Consider the following 18,258-nt stretch of genomic DNA (forward strand, 5'->3'; position numbering starts at 1 on the left):
GCGTTGACGCCGGGTGGCGGCGCGATTGGCCTCACCGTGGCACCGGGAGCGTCGAACAACCACAGGATCGGCCCGGAAGGCATCGACCTCAATGCGTCCTCGGGATTGCAGGAGCTGCGCATCGATATCACCGGCGGGCCCGGCGTGGACGGCCAGCAGCAGCTGCTCGGTCCCGGCGGCGTGCCCTTGAATGTCGTCTCGCCGCCCTCCGGTGACGGCATCTCTTCGGCGGTCGGTAACGGATCCGGCGGCGGCTTCGTCGGCGTCAACACGAACCACGGAACGCTGACCGAGAATCCCACCGTCACCGCGTATGTCTCGGCCGGAATCGCCACCGTGGGCGGCGACATTTCGATCATCGGCAGCTCGATCACCAACTCGACCGCCAGCGCCAAGAACGACACCGGCGGCTTTGTGGGCGTCGGCGACTCCACGAGCGAGAACGACCAGGCTCCCACCACGATCGCCTACGTCGACACCGGGACGCACATCGTGGCCGGCGGCAACTTCACGCTGACGGCGAATTCGTTGTCGCAGGCGACTGCCGCGACGCGATCGATCACCGGCGGTTTTGTCGGCGTGGCCAATGCCACGGCGAATTCGACTATCGATTACACGACAAGCGCGACCGTCAAGGCGAACGCCGACGTCCTCGCGGGCAACACGATCAATGTGGCCGCCGACACCAAGATCGGAGATCCGAATACCGGCAGCGGCCAGTCGACCAACGCCTATGCCAGCGGTATCGGCCTCGGCGGCGATGGACACGCCCATGCCAACAACACGATCGGGCACCTCAACCCCGATAACTCGATCAGTCCGAGCAACACGACGGCCGACGTTGCTGATGCGGCCTCCCTGTCTGCCCGCGCCGTCCGGGTAGCGGCGACGGTGTCACGGATCAAGTCCGTCGCGCACAGCGAAGGTTATGGCGCCGGTTTCATCGCCATCGGCTCCGGCAACTCGAACATCAATATCGTCACAGCGAACAAGGTGTCATTGGACACTGCAGCTGCCGTGACCGGCTATGAAGGCGTCGATTTCATCGCCAACTACGATCACGTCTACACCGAGGCAAATGCATTCGGGCGCGCCACCGGGCTGTTCGGCGACGTGCACGGCGATTCCTTCAACAACACGCGTTTCGATTCGCAGATCTTCGGCGCGAAGGGCAGCCAGCCCGGCGTGACCGGAGCGATCGTCACGGCCGGGCCGCGCGATCCCAGCGACCCGCTGCTTCCGGGAGATGGCGGTTACACCGATCATCTGGCGTTCCGGGTCACGACCGCCAACGGCACCGATATCAAGGTCACCGCACCGCATGACAGCAGCAAGCGGTCGCTCGCGACCGGCGGCGACAGCGGACACGGCGGTCCGGACAACGACGGTGAGCGGCCGTCCATCGACAACGACTTGATCGATTTCAGTTCCGACGTCGTGATCCTGTCGGGCCGCTCGCCGGAACTGACGGTCACCGACAACGGCGCCGGCGGCGTCACGGTAACCCGTGACGTGAACGTCCCCGTCACGATCGACGACGCCGGCAAGAAGATCATCGTCGGCAATATCGTCAACAAGGACCCGGGGCAGGTATTCTTCAGCACCGGAAAGGATACGACCGGCGCCTTGGCGGGGTCGATCAAGCACAGCGCAGGCACCGGCCTCTGGACATTCGTCGACACCTTCGATCACGTGCGCCTGCTCAATCTCTCGCAGTATACGCTGCAGGTCGGCGGCATCAGGGTCGTCAACACGACGGTCGAGCCTTTGGTCGATATCCAGAACACCAGCTCGCTCGGGCTGAGCTTCAACATCAAGCGGACGGTGAAGCCGACGCTCGTCGATGTCGAGAGCTCCAGCGCCGCCGCCCCCGCGATCGTGCTCGACGGCCAGATCGAAAACCCGATCGGTACCACGCGCATCGTCAGCCTACACGGCGACATCCGCTCGACCGCCAGCCGTACCGACGCGGACAACGATCCGAGCCACCCGAACACCGCCGATCTTCTCGGGCAGCTGATCCGCACCAACATCCTCGATCTCGAGACGCCGGACGGCAACATCGGGCAGGATCCGGGCGATCTGTTCGGCCAGACACCGGTTGCCGCGAACCATCGCATCAACGTCGATATGGTCGACAGCGCGAACGTGCCGGCGGCGACCGACTTCCTGTCGGCGCGCGTCAGCAGCGCCGATGGCTCGATCTATCTCGGTCTCAACCAGTTCTTCACCGGCGAGCTGGTGCAGTACAGGACCGTAGGCGGCGCGACGGCGCTCAATGGACTGTCGAGCGGCGACTACTACTACGTCATCGCGTCCGACCTGCAGCACGTCCAGCTTGCCAGCATCAACGATCCGCACACCGCCCTGAAGATCAGCGCGGCCGGCCCGTTGACTGATACGCAGTCACTGACCCCGGCGCAGCGCTTCACCGTCGTGGCCGGCAATGCCGCGAACGGCAATGCGCGCGACGATTTCGCGTATCTCGACGTCAAGGCTCGCTTCCGCGACAATAACACGAGCGTGATCATCGACGCCGTCAACACCACCGGCGACGCCAACCTGAAGCTGTGGGGCAGCGTCAAGGAGACCGACGTCAGCGGCGTGGACGTCGGCAACGGAGGCGGCAAGATCGACGGCATCGACGTCGTCTATGGGGGCCACATTCCGCCGCCGCTCGCGAACGCCGAAGATCACTTCACGTTCTTCAACACGCCGGACACCACCGACGGCGGTCCGCTCGACGTCGGCATGTTCGCGCTTGCCAAGGCGAACGCCACGCATATCGACAGCATTTACGTCGTCAAGGCGCTGACCCAGGACGGTCATCTCTACCGGCCGGGCATCTCCTCGGGCCACAACATCATCGTCACGGCGGCGGAGCCGACCGCGGGTAGCCCGAAACTGATCTATGTCGAGGCGATCACCAACCTGGCCGGCGGACCTTATGATCCGGTTCCGGTACCGGCCGGCGGCGACCAGCATCACATCGACATCCTGACCAACGCCTCGATCGCCGAGGCCGAAAAGACCGGCGATCTCCGCGTCGGCCGCATCATGTCGACCGGCAAGGATGCGTTGCTGCCGAACCTCGATCCGCTGCTGCCGACCGGCAATTACGTGACCCTGAAGTCGCCCGGACGGATCATCGACGCGGTCAACGACGGGCTCGGCGCGGATGCCGATGTCGGCGGCATCAACATCACGCTGATCGCCGGCGACAGCGAGATCACCGGCGATCCCGCTCAGGACAAGTCGGGCCAGGGCGGCATCGGTACGCCTGACAATTTCCTCGAGATCAATGTCAACGAATTGCACGGTGCGCCGCTCGGCGTGCTGACTGCTTTCGATACGGATTCCGGCAGCAACACGCAGGGAATTTTCATCACCGACGTGGTGCGCGGAGCAGAAGCGAAGACGCTTCTCGGCGGCGTGGAACTGGTCAGCGACCTCGAGGTCGGCCTCGTCGAGACCAAGGGCGACGTGTCCCTGGCGACCCAGAGCGGCTCAATTCTCGATGCGCGCGCAGGCGGCGTCGGCGGCGACACCGCCAGCATTGTCGGCAATACGATCGACCTGTTCGCCGACGGCGGCAATATTGGCAACGCGAACGGCGGCAACGATCTCGAGATCGACTCGCAGGCCTATGTCGCGGGCGGCACGATCGGTGCGCGCGCGACCGGGGCCATCTACCTGACCGAAAGCAACATCGTCGATCCGGCGCTGCGGGACGCGACGCCGCCCAATCCGGCGCTCAGCGCCAATGTGGTACTGCTGCAGGCGCTGGGCCTGGGTCTCGGCGACGGCACCGCCAGCACGGGCGGGGTCGACCTGCGCTTCACCGTGCGGGAGACGCCGGCGCAGGGTGAGGATCTCAACCTGCTCGGGTCGGGCACGGTGCTGTTCCTCGAAAACGCACCCGAGTCGATCGGCCATGGGTTGATCAACACCCCGAACGGCTCGATTCTGCTGCGGGTCGCCGACGACGTCACGACCGACGCGAACTCGCAGATCCTCGCGGCGAAGAACATCGACATCTACGGCGACTTCTTCCGCACCGGCGAGATCTCGAGTGGCATTGCGGAGTTCGATGCAACCGACCCCGGCGACGGCACCGTCATGCACCTGCGGGGCGTGATCGCCCATGGTGCGGTGACGTTCGCCGCCGACGGCACGCCGGCCGGCAACCTGACACGCGTCTTCGGCAATACCGACAGCGATCAGATCTACTTCGACCAGACCTTCCTGGGCGGGCAGAGCGGCGACGCCGCATCGCAGATGCCGGGCACCCAGAGCCAGATCATCCATGACGGTCCAGGGCAAGGGTTCGGCACCGCCGCGGTACTGTCGGTCAAGTATTCGAGCGGCATGACCCGCGTTTACGGCAGCAACCTGCCGACACCGGCCGGCCAGTTTGCTCCGCCGGCCATCACGGTGGCTGCAACCGCGACGAACAACCTCACGTTCACTCCGAACAGCAATGGCGACACGATCGCGCGGTCGGACGGCAAGAACTGGAGCGACGACGGCTTTGCGGTCGGCGATGCCATTTCTATCATCGGCTCGCTGATCGACAGCACGGGCAACAACAGCCACACCTACGTCATCACCGCTCTCACCGGGGCACTGATGACGCTGAGTGCCAAGAACGTGCTGCAGAAGCAGACCCTCCACGACGACGTGAAGATCGAGAAGGACGACGGAGAGGACTTCTTCGTCGTCAACCAGCTGCAGTCGATGAAGATCACGCAGGAGACGGCGGCCGGCGTCACGACTGGCGACACCTTGACCTTCGACGGCCAGGGCGGCAGCGACACCTACGTCATCAATACGACCGGCTCGCATGGCGGCGACGCCACCGGCGATCTGCGCAACTACGTCATCAACGTGCTTGACAGCGGCGATCCGACCGACGGCGTCGACAATCTGGCGGTCTACGGCAAGGATAATCCGGGGTATGTCGGGACCGACGACGTCTTCCTGCTGCGGCGCACGACGGGAATCGCCCAGGAAAGCCCGGCCCTGCCGTCGCTCTACAAGGACGACACGGCGTTTGTCGCGGTGCTGGACTATGATCCGAGCCTGCTGACCGGCACGCTGGACCAGGCGCAGGCGTCCGACCCGAATGCCAATGCTGCCGTGCGCTCGCAATCAGTGCAGCGCGTCAACTACGACAGCGCCATCAACGGCCGCCTGGCGGTCTATGGACTCGGCGGCAACGACTACTTCGCGGTGGACGATAACGCGGCACCCACGACGCTCGACGGCGGCGCGGGCGACGACACCTTCCAGATCGGCCAGATCTACGGCTTGCAGCGTGATGGCAGCCAGCCGCAGACCCCGCAGCCGGTCGGCGACACGTATGGCGGTTCGGTGGTCGGGGCAGCGATGCCGCCGCCATTGACGGGAACGGCGGGGCTCGATGGCTTCCCGCAACTCGCCAATTCGCTGACGCCGCAGAGCATCTACGGCACGGTGGCGACGACGCGCGGCTGGCTCAGCGCCGGCGCGACATCGCCGCTGGTGGCGGAAGGCGGCACCGGCAACGACACGTTCACGGTCTACAGCAACCAGGCGCCGCTGCGGCTCGAGGGCGACGAGGGCAACGATCTGTTCACGGTGCGCGCGTTTGCGCTGGCCGAGACCGACCCGATCAGCCACGACATCGTCTGGGTCGACCCGGTCCAGATGATCGCCAAACCGCTCTTGACCAAGGGCTTCTCGACTGCCGCCGAAACCGACATTCGTACCGGCGGCGGCGACAACCAGGTCCAATACAACATCAACGCGCCGGTCTCCGTGGATGGCGGCAGCGGCTTCAACAAGCTGGTCATCCTCGGCACCGAGTTCGCCGACCATATCGTTGTGACGGACAAGGGTATCTTCGGTGCCGGCCTGACCGTCACCTACCAGAACATTCAGGTGCTGGAGGTCAATACGCTCGAAGGCGACGATACAATCGACGTGCTGAGCACGGCGCCCGGCATGGCGGTGCGCGTCGTCGGCGGGCTCGGCAACGACACGATCAACGTTGCGGGCGATGTGGCGGGCGATGTCGTCTCGCGCGACATCAACGGCACCAGCAGCATGATCAACAACCGCGTCACGTCCGCCGATCTGGCCTATAACGGCCTGGTGGCCGATGGCATCAGCCTCAGCGTGGCGCGGCCGGAGCAGGGCCAGGTCATCATCGACCAGAACGTGACCGGCGACCAAAGCCCTGGCACCACCGAAGTGACCGAAGGCCAGACTGACGACATCTACGGCATTCGCCTCGGCCACGCGCCGGTGTTCGGAGCGCATGTCTACGTCACCGTCTCGGCAGCGATGGCGGAGCAGGAGGCTCATGGCAACAACGGTTACCTGGGCGCGGGCGACATCATCGACAATCAAGGCAGCGGCGAGAGCGTGTGGCTTGCGACCAGCCAGGTCGGTCCGGGTGTACTGGTGGCGCCGGCGGCATACGACCGCGACGTCATGATCGACGGCACGCTGGTGCATGTCCCGGCACGGGCGCTGGTGCTCGAATTCGACAGCTCCAACTGGAACCAGGAGCAGATCGTTCACGTATGGACGCCGAACGACGGTACTCCCGAGGGCGACCGGACGGTGGCGATCAGCCACACGGTGCTGAGCGACGACCCGTCGTACAACCATGCGCTCGTCAGCAACGTCGAGGTGAACATCCACGACGTGAACTTGCCGGCGGTCAAGGTGACGCAGCTAGATCCGTTCAGCTCGGGCGGCCTGCCGCAATATGCGGGCAAAGTCGTCGACAACAATTCGATTGCGCTTGAGGGCGATGCGACGACCGCGGTCGGCGATCTCTATGCGATCGAGCTGACCAAGGCGCCGGTCGGCAATGTGACGGTGACCGTCAACGCGCAGGACGGCCGGGCCACCTTGAGCTCATCCGACCCGCGCTTCGTCCAGGACCTGCAGGCCTACTCGGACCAGCCGGGCGCCTATCACATCGTCTTCAACTCGACGAACTGGAACAAGCCGGTGCTGGTGTCGATCAACGCCATCAACGACCAGTCTCCGGAGAACCCGAGCGACACGCAGATCATCCAGTCGATTTACGCCCAGAAGACGCTGCCCGTCACCTTTGCGCAGAGCGCCACAGGCGACACGATCACGCGAACCGATGCGGGCGGCAGCTGGCTGTTCGACGGATTTGCGAAGGGCGAGCAGATCACGATTACCGGCGCCGGCGCCAACGACACCACCTATACGATCGCGAGCCTCGACTCGAAGACCCTGACGCTGACGGTTGCGAACACGGTCACGGCCGGCAGCTTCACCAAGACGTTTGCCATCAACGGCGTGCCGAACACGACAGACAGCGAATACAACAGCGCCTCGGTCAACAACGGGCTGGACAGCACGCAGTCGATCTATGCGCGCATTCTCGACGACGAGACGCCGGGCGTCTTCCTGCTGGAGAGCGGCGGCAGCACGCTCGTCACCGCGCAGACTGCTTCGGATCCGCCGACCACGACCGGCGACAGCTACAAGATGCGGTTGACGGGCGTGCCACTGGCGCCGGTCAGCATCGCGATCGTGACTGACGGTCAGACCGACATCAACGAAAACGATGCCACGATCACGTTGACCAAGATCGGCGGCAAGCAGCCGACCAAGCTGTTCACCGGCAATATCGTAATCAGCGGCAATACCATCACCCTGGGCACCGGCTCGGAATTGCTGAATTTCATCAACGACGGCTTCCTGCCCGGGCAGGAGATCCGCATCCTCGGCACCAACCTGGTCACCACCGACTATCAGATCAGCAGCGCCGACAACGCCGTTACCGCGAATTCGATCACTCTGACGAGCGCGCCGACCGCCGGCACCTACAATGTCGCCACGATCGACTCGCTGCAGGACGCAGGCATCTACGCCTCCGGAGCGACCAACGTCGCCTACGCGGTCGGCAGCATGCCGTTCCTGATGTTCACCGGCGATATCACGATATCGGGCAACACCATCACCCGCAGCGACGTCGGCAGCTTTGTGAACGACAATTTCGCGCCGGGCGAGATCATCGAAATCCTGAATTCGAACAACATCCAGCTCGGCAGCAATGGCGCGCCTTCGTCGCCGGCGTTCTTCACGATCGCAGCGGGCGGCGTGACCGACAAGACGCTGACACTGACGGCGGCGGTCACACCCACCGCCGGCACCTACACGGGCGCCAGCATCAACAAGATGCTCGACACGCTCACGCGCAAGGACGGCACCAGCTGGCTCGACAACGGATTCCTCGAGGGCCAGATTGTCGATATCCAGGGGATCGGCGGTATCGATCTGATCGAAAAGATCGACCTGATCACCGGCACGACCGCCAAGAAGCTCGACGTCATGGTGCTGACCGACCATCCGGCGGCGCCCGGCGGTGTCGTGCCCTATAGCGGCCGTCCGCTCGGCGGCGAAGGCACCGTTGTGACGGCAGCGAACGTCACGGTCACGCAAGAGGCGGCGGTCGTTACCTTCGCGCCGCCGAAGGCGAAGCCGGATGCGAACTATCCCGATACACCCGATCCGGTCAATTACCCCGGTCTTCCCGTTTGGTACCAGATGGTCACCGTGCCGCTGATCGGCGACCCCTATTTCGACATTCAGCCGGGACATCAGAACCTGCGCGCGTTCCCGAAGATGGCGCATTTGCTCGACGGCATCCAGGGTCCGCTGTCGGTAGAGGGCGGCACGACCGCCGAGAACGTGTCGCTGGTGCCGGCGGTGCTGCTGCCGGGCGAGGCCAACGGGCCGTTGTTCAATATCCCGCCGCAGCCGCCCGAGTCGCAGGCGATCGACACGCTGAACATCTACAATGACGGCTCACTGGCGGGCGAGAGCGGTACGCTGACCTCGACCGCGCTCAACGGCTTCGGGATGGGCACTGGCGTGCTCGATTTCACCCGGCTGGCCGGCAATGGGCCGACCTTCGGCGAACCGCTGATCTATCCGCTCGGCATCAGCTACGGAACGATCAGCGTCAACCCGCAGACCGGACAGTTCACCACCGATGGCAGTCATTCGACGATCGAGGTGCTGAACATCTTCCTCGGTAGCGGCAACGACAATCTCAACGTGCAGAGCACGCTGATCCCGGGTCCGGACTACAACGCGGACGGCACGGTCGGCATTGCCGCCGAGCATGGCGGCATCACGACCATTCATGGCGGTGGCAATGCGCCGTTGCAGGTGAATGCCAATGTGCCCGCGTTCGATATCGCGCCCGTCGCAGGCCAAGCCGGAATCTACACGCTGTCGCGCGAAGACCTGCAGTCTTGGGTCACGGCAGGGTTCGCCATCGGCCAGGAGTTCATGCTGAGTATCGACGGCGGCACGACCGGCGCGTACACGGTGGTGGCCTTCGGTAGCGTGGCGCACGGCGCGAACAGCGTGCTGACCTTGCAACAGGTCGCTGGTCCGGCCACCACGACCGGCACCGGGCTCAGCGGCACGATCTCGGTGACCGACTATCTGCAGGTCAACAGCGGCCAGCAGATCGGCACCCAGACGACCGGCAGTTTCGACGTTTCGACTGCCAACGGCTTCGCCCGGATTGCCCGCGAGGACGGTTCGCCGTGGGCGTCGCTTGGCTTCGTCGCCGGACAGACGGTCTCGGTGTATCTGCCGGGCGGAAACGGCAAGCCCGTCAATATCGGCACGGCGACGATCGTCGGCTTCGATAACGGCAGCTCCGGCACCTATGGTCCGGGCTATGGCAGCGTGCTGCTGCTCAGCGGGATATCGCTGACGTCGACGACGAACGTCACGGGCACCGTGGCGGTCACCGGACGGTATCTGGTCTCCAGCGCGGCGGCCGGCCCGTTCTCCGTTACCACGAGCTCGATCACCCGTAAGGACGGCAAGAGTTGGTCCGCCGACAGCGGTTTCGTGATCGGCCAGGCGGTCGCGCTCGGCGGTCAACCGGGAGCCTGGATGGTCACCGGGTTCGAGAACAACGGCGCGACGCTGGACCTCAGTGGCGGCGATCTGACCAAGCTGCCCGCGATCCAGACCGTTGCAATGATGCGCGTCGGCGGCGACGACATCACCGTCAACGGCAGCAGCGACTTCGTCAACGGCAGCATGACCGTCAACGCGCCGGTCAACACCGACCCGGCCGGGACGCAGGATCGCATCGTCCGCGGCGACAGCAAGGCTTGGGACAGCGATAGCGGCTTCGCAGTCGGCCAGCAGGTCACCGTCACTGCCGAGTTCAGCTTCCCGAACGTCACCTTCGCGCGCAGTGCGGCAGGCGATACGATCACCCGCAACGACGGCGGCAACTGGTCAACGGACGGCTTCGCAGCCGGCCAGACGATGGTGCTGTCCGGCACCACCAGCACCAATGGCAGCCTGACCAACAACGGCAGCTTCACAATCGCCGGGGTCAGCACCGACGGCAAGACGCTGATCCTGACCGCGGCGAACACGGTGGTCCCGACCGTCGGTTCTGAACCGATGACGGTCGAGCTGACCGGCGATTTCCTGGTCACCGGCTTCGCCACCACCAAGACCACCAACGACACGCTGTTGCTGGCCGGCTCGGGGCAAGCCGGGCAGACCGCCATCCTGCCGCGGCAGCCGAACGTTCCGATGACCGTCAACATCGGGTCGCCGCTCGTCGTCTACGGCGACACGACGCAGGACGGCGTTTGGTACGCCGGCAAGTCGTACCAGGCCTCCTCGCTCGGCAAGTTCAGCGGCAAGCCGATGCCGCACATGGACAACCAGGCGTTCACGATGACGACGCCAGGACCCGGTGCGACGAATCCGAGCGATACTGTGAGTGTGACGCTTGGTACGTTCGACACCGCCGACGGCACCTTCGGGACCATCACGCGCGCCAGCGGCAGCTGGGTCACCGATGGCTACAAGGTCGACGGACTTGTGACGATCGACGGCGTCGCCGTCGGCGAAGTGAAGACGCTGAACGCTCTGACGCTGACGCTCGGCGGACTGACGCCGGCGTTTGCGGGCACCGGCACGGCAACGCACACGGTCAAGGAATGGAACACCGCGTCGATCAGGCTGCCCAACAACAGCCCGTTCGACCCTGGCTTCGTCACTGAAGGGCTGATCACGCTCGGCGCAACCTATAACCAGATCAGCTTCGCACGCAGCGGCTCGGGCGACACGATCACCCGGCTAGATGGCGGTAGCTTCATCACCGACGGTTTCGCCGTCGGCGAGACCATCGCGGTGTCGCAATCGACTTACAACAACAGCAACTTCACGATCACCGGGGTCAGCCTGGACGGCAAGACGCTGACGCTCAATGCTGCGAACAGCGTGATCCCGACACCGGTCGGCGGCAGCGAGAGCGCACGCATCACGATCGATATCGGCACCGTCGCCAAGGTTGGCTCGGAGTATCCGGTTACGTTTGCGGCCAACCCGGCCGGCGACACGATCACCCGCACCGATACCGGGAGCTGGATCACCGACAATTTCGTCATCGGGCAGACGATCTCGATCACCGGCACAGCGAAGAACGACGGCAATTACGAAGTGGCGGGAGTGACGGCGAAGGTCCTGACCCTGACTGCCAAGAGCGTCGTGACTGCCGAGACCGACACGGCGGCGATCAGCGGCCGTGCCGACAGCAAACAGATCTCCGGCCTCACGTTCAGCGGCAATACGCTGAGCCGAGCCGGTGGCAGCTGGCTCCTCGACGGCTTCCTGCCGGGCGAACAGATCACGGTCGCGCTGACCGCTCACAACAACGGCACACTGACGATCCAGAGCATCAGCGCCGACGGCAAGACGCTGACACTGACGACCAACGTCACCACCGAGACGAAGGTCACGGCTGCGATCGGTTGGGGCGCGCTGGCGAAGCACGACACGCTCGAGCTGATCGACCTGCAGCCGGGCTTCCTGGCATTCCTGCACGCGAACGCGGCCTCCAGCGGCGACGGCCAGGTGAACCTGACCAGCACGATCGTCGAGCGCAACCGGCTCGGGCAGAGCGCCGACTTCTTCGTGTTCCCGTTGGCGAACCAGTATACGTTCAATGGCAACGATGTCATCGACGCGCACAACCTGTTCGCCGGCCTTCCAGACGGACAGTTGCCGACAGTCGGCATCACCGCCTATGGCGGCGCCGGCGACGACACCATCATCGGCAGCCAGGCCGGCGACCATCTCGCCGGCGGTTCGGGCAACGATACGATCCTCGGCGAGCGGGGCCAGGACCACATCTACGGCGACAGCGGCTTTAACGTCGATGTCATCACCCGCGTCCTGACGGTCGCACAGGCCGCCGGCAATTCCGGCGCCCCGGACCTCGACCCGCTGACCCCGGGTGCCAACAACCTGATCTACGGCGAGGCGCCGGGTGTCGGAGTGACGAGCTCGGATGTCTTCGGTGACAACAACGACGTGATCTTTGGCGCGCTCGGCGACATTACGCAGGCGACCGACGGCGCCCGCGACACCACAAAACCGTTGACTCTGGTGCCACAGCGCATCGAGACGACGCTGCTGGCGCGCGTCATCAGCAGCCAGTCGCGGCAGGTCGGCGGCAACAACACGGTTTACGGCAATGGCGGCGACGACATCCTGATCGGCGGTCCCGGCAACGATGCGCTCGACGGCGGCACGGGGCGCGACCTGGTGTTCGGCGACAATGTGACGTTGACGCGCGGTCTGATCGGCAGAACTTCCGGAGCAGGGCTGCTCGGCAACTACGCCAACCTCCGCTTCGAGACGCTGAGCGGTACGCAGATCTACAGCACCGGCGCGGCCACGGACACGGCAGCGGCCGGGCTCGACTACGCCAACGGCGTCCCGCAGGCCGATCCGCGCGGCCACGCCAACTGGGGCGACTACCAGATCACGATGTACGACCCGGTGCCGGGTGGCTCGAATTCGGTGGCCGTGGCCAACAGCTACGGCAACGATTACATCGCCGGCGGTCCCAACGACGACATGCTGTTCGGCGAGGCCGGCAACGACGTGATCCAGGGCGACGGCTCGATCGACTATGTCGCGCATCTGATCAAGGATCTCGGCAATGGCATCATGGCGGTCGATCCGACCGACACGAAAGGCGGGCGCGTCGGCGTGACCGGTATCGGTCTTGGCACCAACATCGCCGGCAATCCGTTCCGTGACGCCAACAACGCGCTGAATCTCCGCCCGTCGTTCGACGGCGCATCAGATGGCCAGGACTACATTGAAGGTAATGCCGGCAACGACATCGTGTTCGGCAACCAGAACCAGGACGATCTGGTCGGCGGCAGCTCCGACATGTTTAGCCTGAAGAGTCCGACCCTGCGGCCGGACGGCTCCGACCTGATCTTCGGCGGCTCCGGCAACGCGATCGCGCTCAATGCGGCCGGCGACGCAACCGTCGATACCAGCAACGGCGGCATCAACATCACGACGAACCCGAACGGCCACGCCAACGACGCCGACAACATCGTCGGCGACAACGGCGACATCATCCGCCTGGTCGGCGTCAACGGCATCGTCGCGCCCCCGGTCGGATCGGCGGTGGTCGCCAATCTCACGATGAACGCCTACCTGACGACGACCGGCCTCCCGACCGTGGTGCAGAGCTACAACGGCTTCCTGCGCTTCAACTACGATAGCGGCCCCCACGATCCGGCGATCACGCTGTCGAAGGTTACGACCGGTGGTGGCGTGGTGGCGTATGACGATACGGTCAAGATCGTCGTGCGGGCGGTCAGGCTGCTCGACTACTCGCCGGGCGGACCGGATTTCAACGGCGCCGACCCGCTCAACCCGGCCAATGCCCACGGCGACATCGGCGCGGCCGACGAAATCCACGGCGAGAGCGGTGACGACGTCATCTACGGCGAGGTCGGCAACGACTGGCTGTATGGCGAGGGCCAGAACGACACGATGATCGGCGGCTACGGCAACGACTGGATGTCGGGCGGCACCGGCGACGATGGCATGCTTGGCGACGACGGCCGAATCTTCGTGAGCCGCAACAGCCTCAGCGCGACCTCCTCGGCCGCCAATTACAATGTCGGCCTCGGCGAGCCGCTCTATGGCGTGACCCCGCTGCTGCCGACCGACGGCGACCCCAAATACAGCAACGGCAACGCGCTCAACGAATACATCTACACGCCCGGCAACATGCAAACCGACACCATCAACGTCAGCGGCGTGTTGAAATATTCGGTCGACATCACGCCGTTCAGCGCCGATCCGAACTGGAAGGGGACGCAGCCGACGGGCGACGAGTTCTCGTACGCAGGCGCCAAGCCGAACGAGCCCAACTCCGACGGCAAGACGACGATGCACTACGACGACATCATGTTCGGCGGTCTCGGCAACGACGAGATGCATGGCGGCTCGGGTGACGACGCGATATCCGGCGCCGAAGCGCTGCCGTTGTCCTATGCGCCGAAATACGCGGCAGACGGCACCCCGATCGGCCTCTACGAGATCGATTACTACCATCCGTTCAATCCGGGCAATGTGCTGGCCTTCAACCCCACTGACCCGGATGGCAAGTTCACGCATCCGAAGATCGCGGGGCGCACCGGTGAGTTCGCGCTCTACGACGAAAACGATCCGCTGCGCGAGATCCTGCTCAACGCGGATGGAACAGCCTCGAAATGGGCGGCAGGCGCCACTCCGACCGGCGCACAGTTCTTCCTGAACTTCAACCAGAACTCGGGCGTGTACGTGCCCGGCGGAACGTCGCAGCAGAACGGCGGCCAGACCGTCACCTACGGTGCGGCCTACAACGACGGCAACGACGCCATCTTCGGCGACAACGGCAACGACTGGCTGGTCGGCGGAACCGGCAGAGACCATATGTACGGCGGCTGGGGCAACGACCTGCTCAATGCGGTCGATGACCAGACGGTGAATGGCGGGCTCAACAACGTGCCGGTCACGCAGCCGACCTATGAGGACCGTGCCTATGGCGGTGCCGGCAAGGACGTCCTGATCGCCAATACCGGCGGCGATCGCCTGATCGACTGGGTTGGTGAATACAACTCCTATCTGGTGCCGTTCTCCGAGTTCGGCATGGCCACCGTGAGCCGAACATTGCAGCCCGGCCTGCAGAGCTTCCTGTATGCGGAATCCCTGAGCGACGGCATCGACCCGACCCGCTTCTCGGATCTGAACGGCGGCGCGACACCGCCATTGCCGACCAAGAACGACCCGAATCCCGGCCGCAACGGCGAACCTGCCGGCGAGCTCGGTCTGGTGCTGCAGCAAGATAGCGCGTGGCACGGCCAGACCGGCGCACCGACCGATCCGCAGGCCGGCAATACGCCCGGCACGCAGCGCGACGTGTTGCGCAGCGCAAGCTTCACCGGCAACAGCTCGCCAACCGGCATGTTTGTGGCAGCGGGCAGTTGGAGCGTCGCCAGCGCAGCCTATTCGAACAGCCTGAGCACGGTGAGCGGAGACAATATCACTCTGTTCGATCTCGATGCCTGGCTGCCGACCTATTACGAGGTATCGGTCACGGCGAAGGTCGGCTATGGCGGCGCGAACCAGAACACCTATGTCATCTTCGATTATCAGGCGCCGGACAACTTCAAATACGCCGGCATCGATGTCCTCAATAACCAGATCAAGATCGGTCAGCGGACAGCGTCGGGATGGACCGATCTTGCTACCCTGAGCGTCAAGGGCCTGGGCACCAACAAGCAGACCGCTTTCATGCTGGCCTCGAATTTCGGGACCGCAACGATCAGCTTCAATGGCTACTCGGTCTCCTATACGTTCACGAACCCGCTCAATATGGGAACGCTGGGCCTCGGCACCAACAGTTCGCTGACCAACGTCACGTCCTATTCGGTGCAGAAGCTCCCGTTCACTCCGACTTACTCGGTCCTGGAGGACTTCTCGGACGGGGTTGCGAATAACTTCGTGCCGCAGAACGGAACCTGGACTACGACGAGCGGCACGAGCGGGCGCTATTTTGCGGTACCGCCTGCAAACGACGTCGCGCTCACGACAAGGCAGCTTGCCGTGGCACCGCTGTCGTATGTGGAATATTCGGCGACGGTCAACGCCAGCAAGGCGGGCACATCCGCCGGCTTGATCTTCGATTACACTTCGTCGAACGACTTCATCTATGCCGGCATCATTGCCGGCACGAACCAAGTCGTGCTCGGACACCGCAGCAACGGCTCCTGGTACGTCGATGCGGTTGCGACTGCGACCATTACCGCCGGCACCGACTACAGCCTGCTCGTCGCGCTGAGCGAGACCGTCGCCAACAACGTCAACGTGGTGCTCAACGGCAAGAGCGTCCTCAGCTTCAACTACAACGGCCTCGTGCACGACGGCAGCGTCGGGCTCTACGCGCGCAACGGCAACGCCTCGTTCGACAACGTGCTGATCCGCGGCGACGACGTTGCCTATGCGCGCGGTGGCACGCCGCAGTCAGCGGCGCTTGCGGCGCCTCCGTCAACGGATGTCGCCACGGTGAGCGCCGATCAACTCAGCGCTCTGGTCGCGACTGCGAAGCAAGTGTGGACCGATGCCCTGGGTCCGGCTGATCCGCGACTCTCGGTGCTTGATCAGATCACTGTGTTGATCGCCGACCTTCCGGATCAGCTGCTCGGCGCCACGACCGGCAACACGATCGTGATCGATAGCGACGCGGCCGGATGGGGCTGGTTCGTCGACCCGACGCCGGGCGACAATAGCGAGTTCACGATTCGGTTCGCCGACGGCGTGTTTGGGGCCTCTTCCTTGAGCCCGGCGGCCGGTCGGATGGACCTGCTCACCACGCTCGTCCACGAGATGGGCAACGCCATGCGGTTTGCCGAAGACACCGGCGACGATGTTGCAGGCAACACCCTGCTGGCCGGCGAGCGCCGTCTACCCGAACCGACCCAAGAGAAGGCACTGCCAGCCCCCACCGCTCTGCTGCAGAGCGGGATCATGGCGCAGCAATCGGCTCACCCTGTGGTGGCGCTGCCCGTGGGAGCAACGTTCGGCACGCCGGCCACCGCGACGGTGGCGGAACCCGTGGCAGCGTTCGCAAGCACCAACGTGCCGCCTCCGGGTGCCACCTTGCCCTCTAACATTATTCTCAAACCCGGCTTCGAGACGCGGCAACCCGAAGCTACCGATCTTGGTGGAAATTTCGTCTCGCTGTCCGCAAGCCTGGTTGGCGGTCAGGGAGCAAGTGCGGTGACGGAGAGTGACTCGTCAGCATCGGCACGTCACTCATCGCGGACTATCGACAAACCGAAGGAAACGGCCAGCATAAACTGGAGTAACGATCTCGATGCTGTCGAGCATCTGTCCTCCGGACCCTCGAGCGGCTCTCAGGAATGGCTCGACGATTTCCTGAACCATCTGGGACAAGACAAGACCCAGTGGAATCCAAACGCGGGTATGCGCGTACGTCCAATCTCAGCGAATATTTCAGGGCCCGGCTGAGGCCTACAGTAGAGGCGGAGGAGTAGAGTTATGACGACCCAATTGTTGATTTATGAAACTGTCGTTCCGCTGACTGCGGCTCGCCATCGCGGCTGCGCGATCGAGACGAAGAGAAACTATGAGTTTAGCAGCAAGACAAATTCGGTGCCTTTGATGGCAGTCGAGTTTCCGCAGGCTGCCTCGGAGTACGCGATCGTCTTTGCAGGCACCAAAGAAAGCATCATGCCCGCCGTGATCCTCGGCGTACGGGAAAGCGAGAACCTGTTCCTGTCGCGCGACGCCAAATGGGACGCCAAATACGTCCCCGCCTTCATCCGCCGCTATCCATTCGTGTTCTCGACCAGTGCGGACGGAGAGCGGCTGGTTCTTTGTGTCGACGAGGCCTATTCGGGGTTCAATCGGGAGGCCCGAGGACAAGAGCTGTTCGATGATGACAACAAGCCGACCCAGTATGTCCAGAACGTCCTGACCTTCCTTCAGGAATATCAGGCGCAGTTCAACCGTACCGTGGCGTTCTGCAAGAAGGTTCGCGAGCTCGATCTACTTGAACCGATGCAGGCGCAAGTCGAGACGACCGCCGGCGAGAAACTGTCGTTGGCCGGCTTTATGGCCGTGAACCGGGAGAAGCTCAAAGCTCTCTCCGGCGAAAAGCTTGCTGAGCTTGCCAAGACCGACGCACTGGAACTGCTCTATCTCCACCTTCAGTCGATGCGGAATTTCCAGGCGCTGCCGTCACGTCTTTCCGTCATCAAGGGGGGAACGGGAGAAGCGTCGTCCGGGGACGACGCAACGTCCGATCAGCTGAACGGGGCAAGGGCATCCGCCTAGCACTGGCCCGCGCCCTGC

General features: G+C 64.1%; 2 protein-coding genes (1 of these 2 running past the window's edge). Both read left to right on the top strand.

The window, feature by feature from the left end:
• Window positions 1–17,412 carry the 3' portion of an LEPR-XLL domain-containing protein gene (locus tag CO675_RS26315; protein WP_158231306.1) on the top strand. It extends 12,903 nt beyond the left edge of the window, so 17,412 of the gene's 30,315 nt are visible here — the last part of the coding sequence; the start codon falls outside the window, past its left edge; it ends in the stop codon at window positions 17,410–17,412.
• Window positions 17,413–17,442: 30 nt separating this feature from the next.
• Window positions 17,443–18,240 carry a SapC family protein gene (locus CO675_RS26320; protein ID WP_097674744.1) on the top strand — a complete coding sequence of 266 codons (798 nt, stop codon included), beginning with the start codon at window positions 17,443–17,445 and terminating at the stop codon, window positions 18,238–18,240.
• Window positions 18,241–18,258: the final 18 nt, after the last annotated feature.

Source organism: Bradyrhizobium sp. C9 (genome assembly GCF_002532045.1).
Classification (GTDB): domain Bacteria; phylum Pseudomonadota; class Alphaproteobacteria; order Rhizobiales; family Xanthobacteraceae; genus Bradyrhizobium.

Bases quoted from the DNA above. Each gene is read 5' to 3' on its own strand.
- CO675_RS26320 (WP_097674744.1), top strand. From the start codon at position 17,443: ATGACGACCCAATTGTTGATTTATGAAACTGTCGTTCCGCTGACTGCG.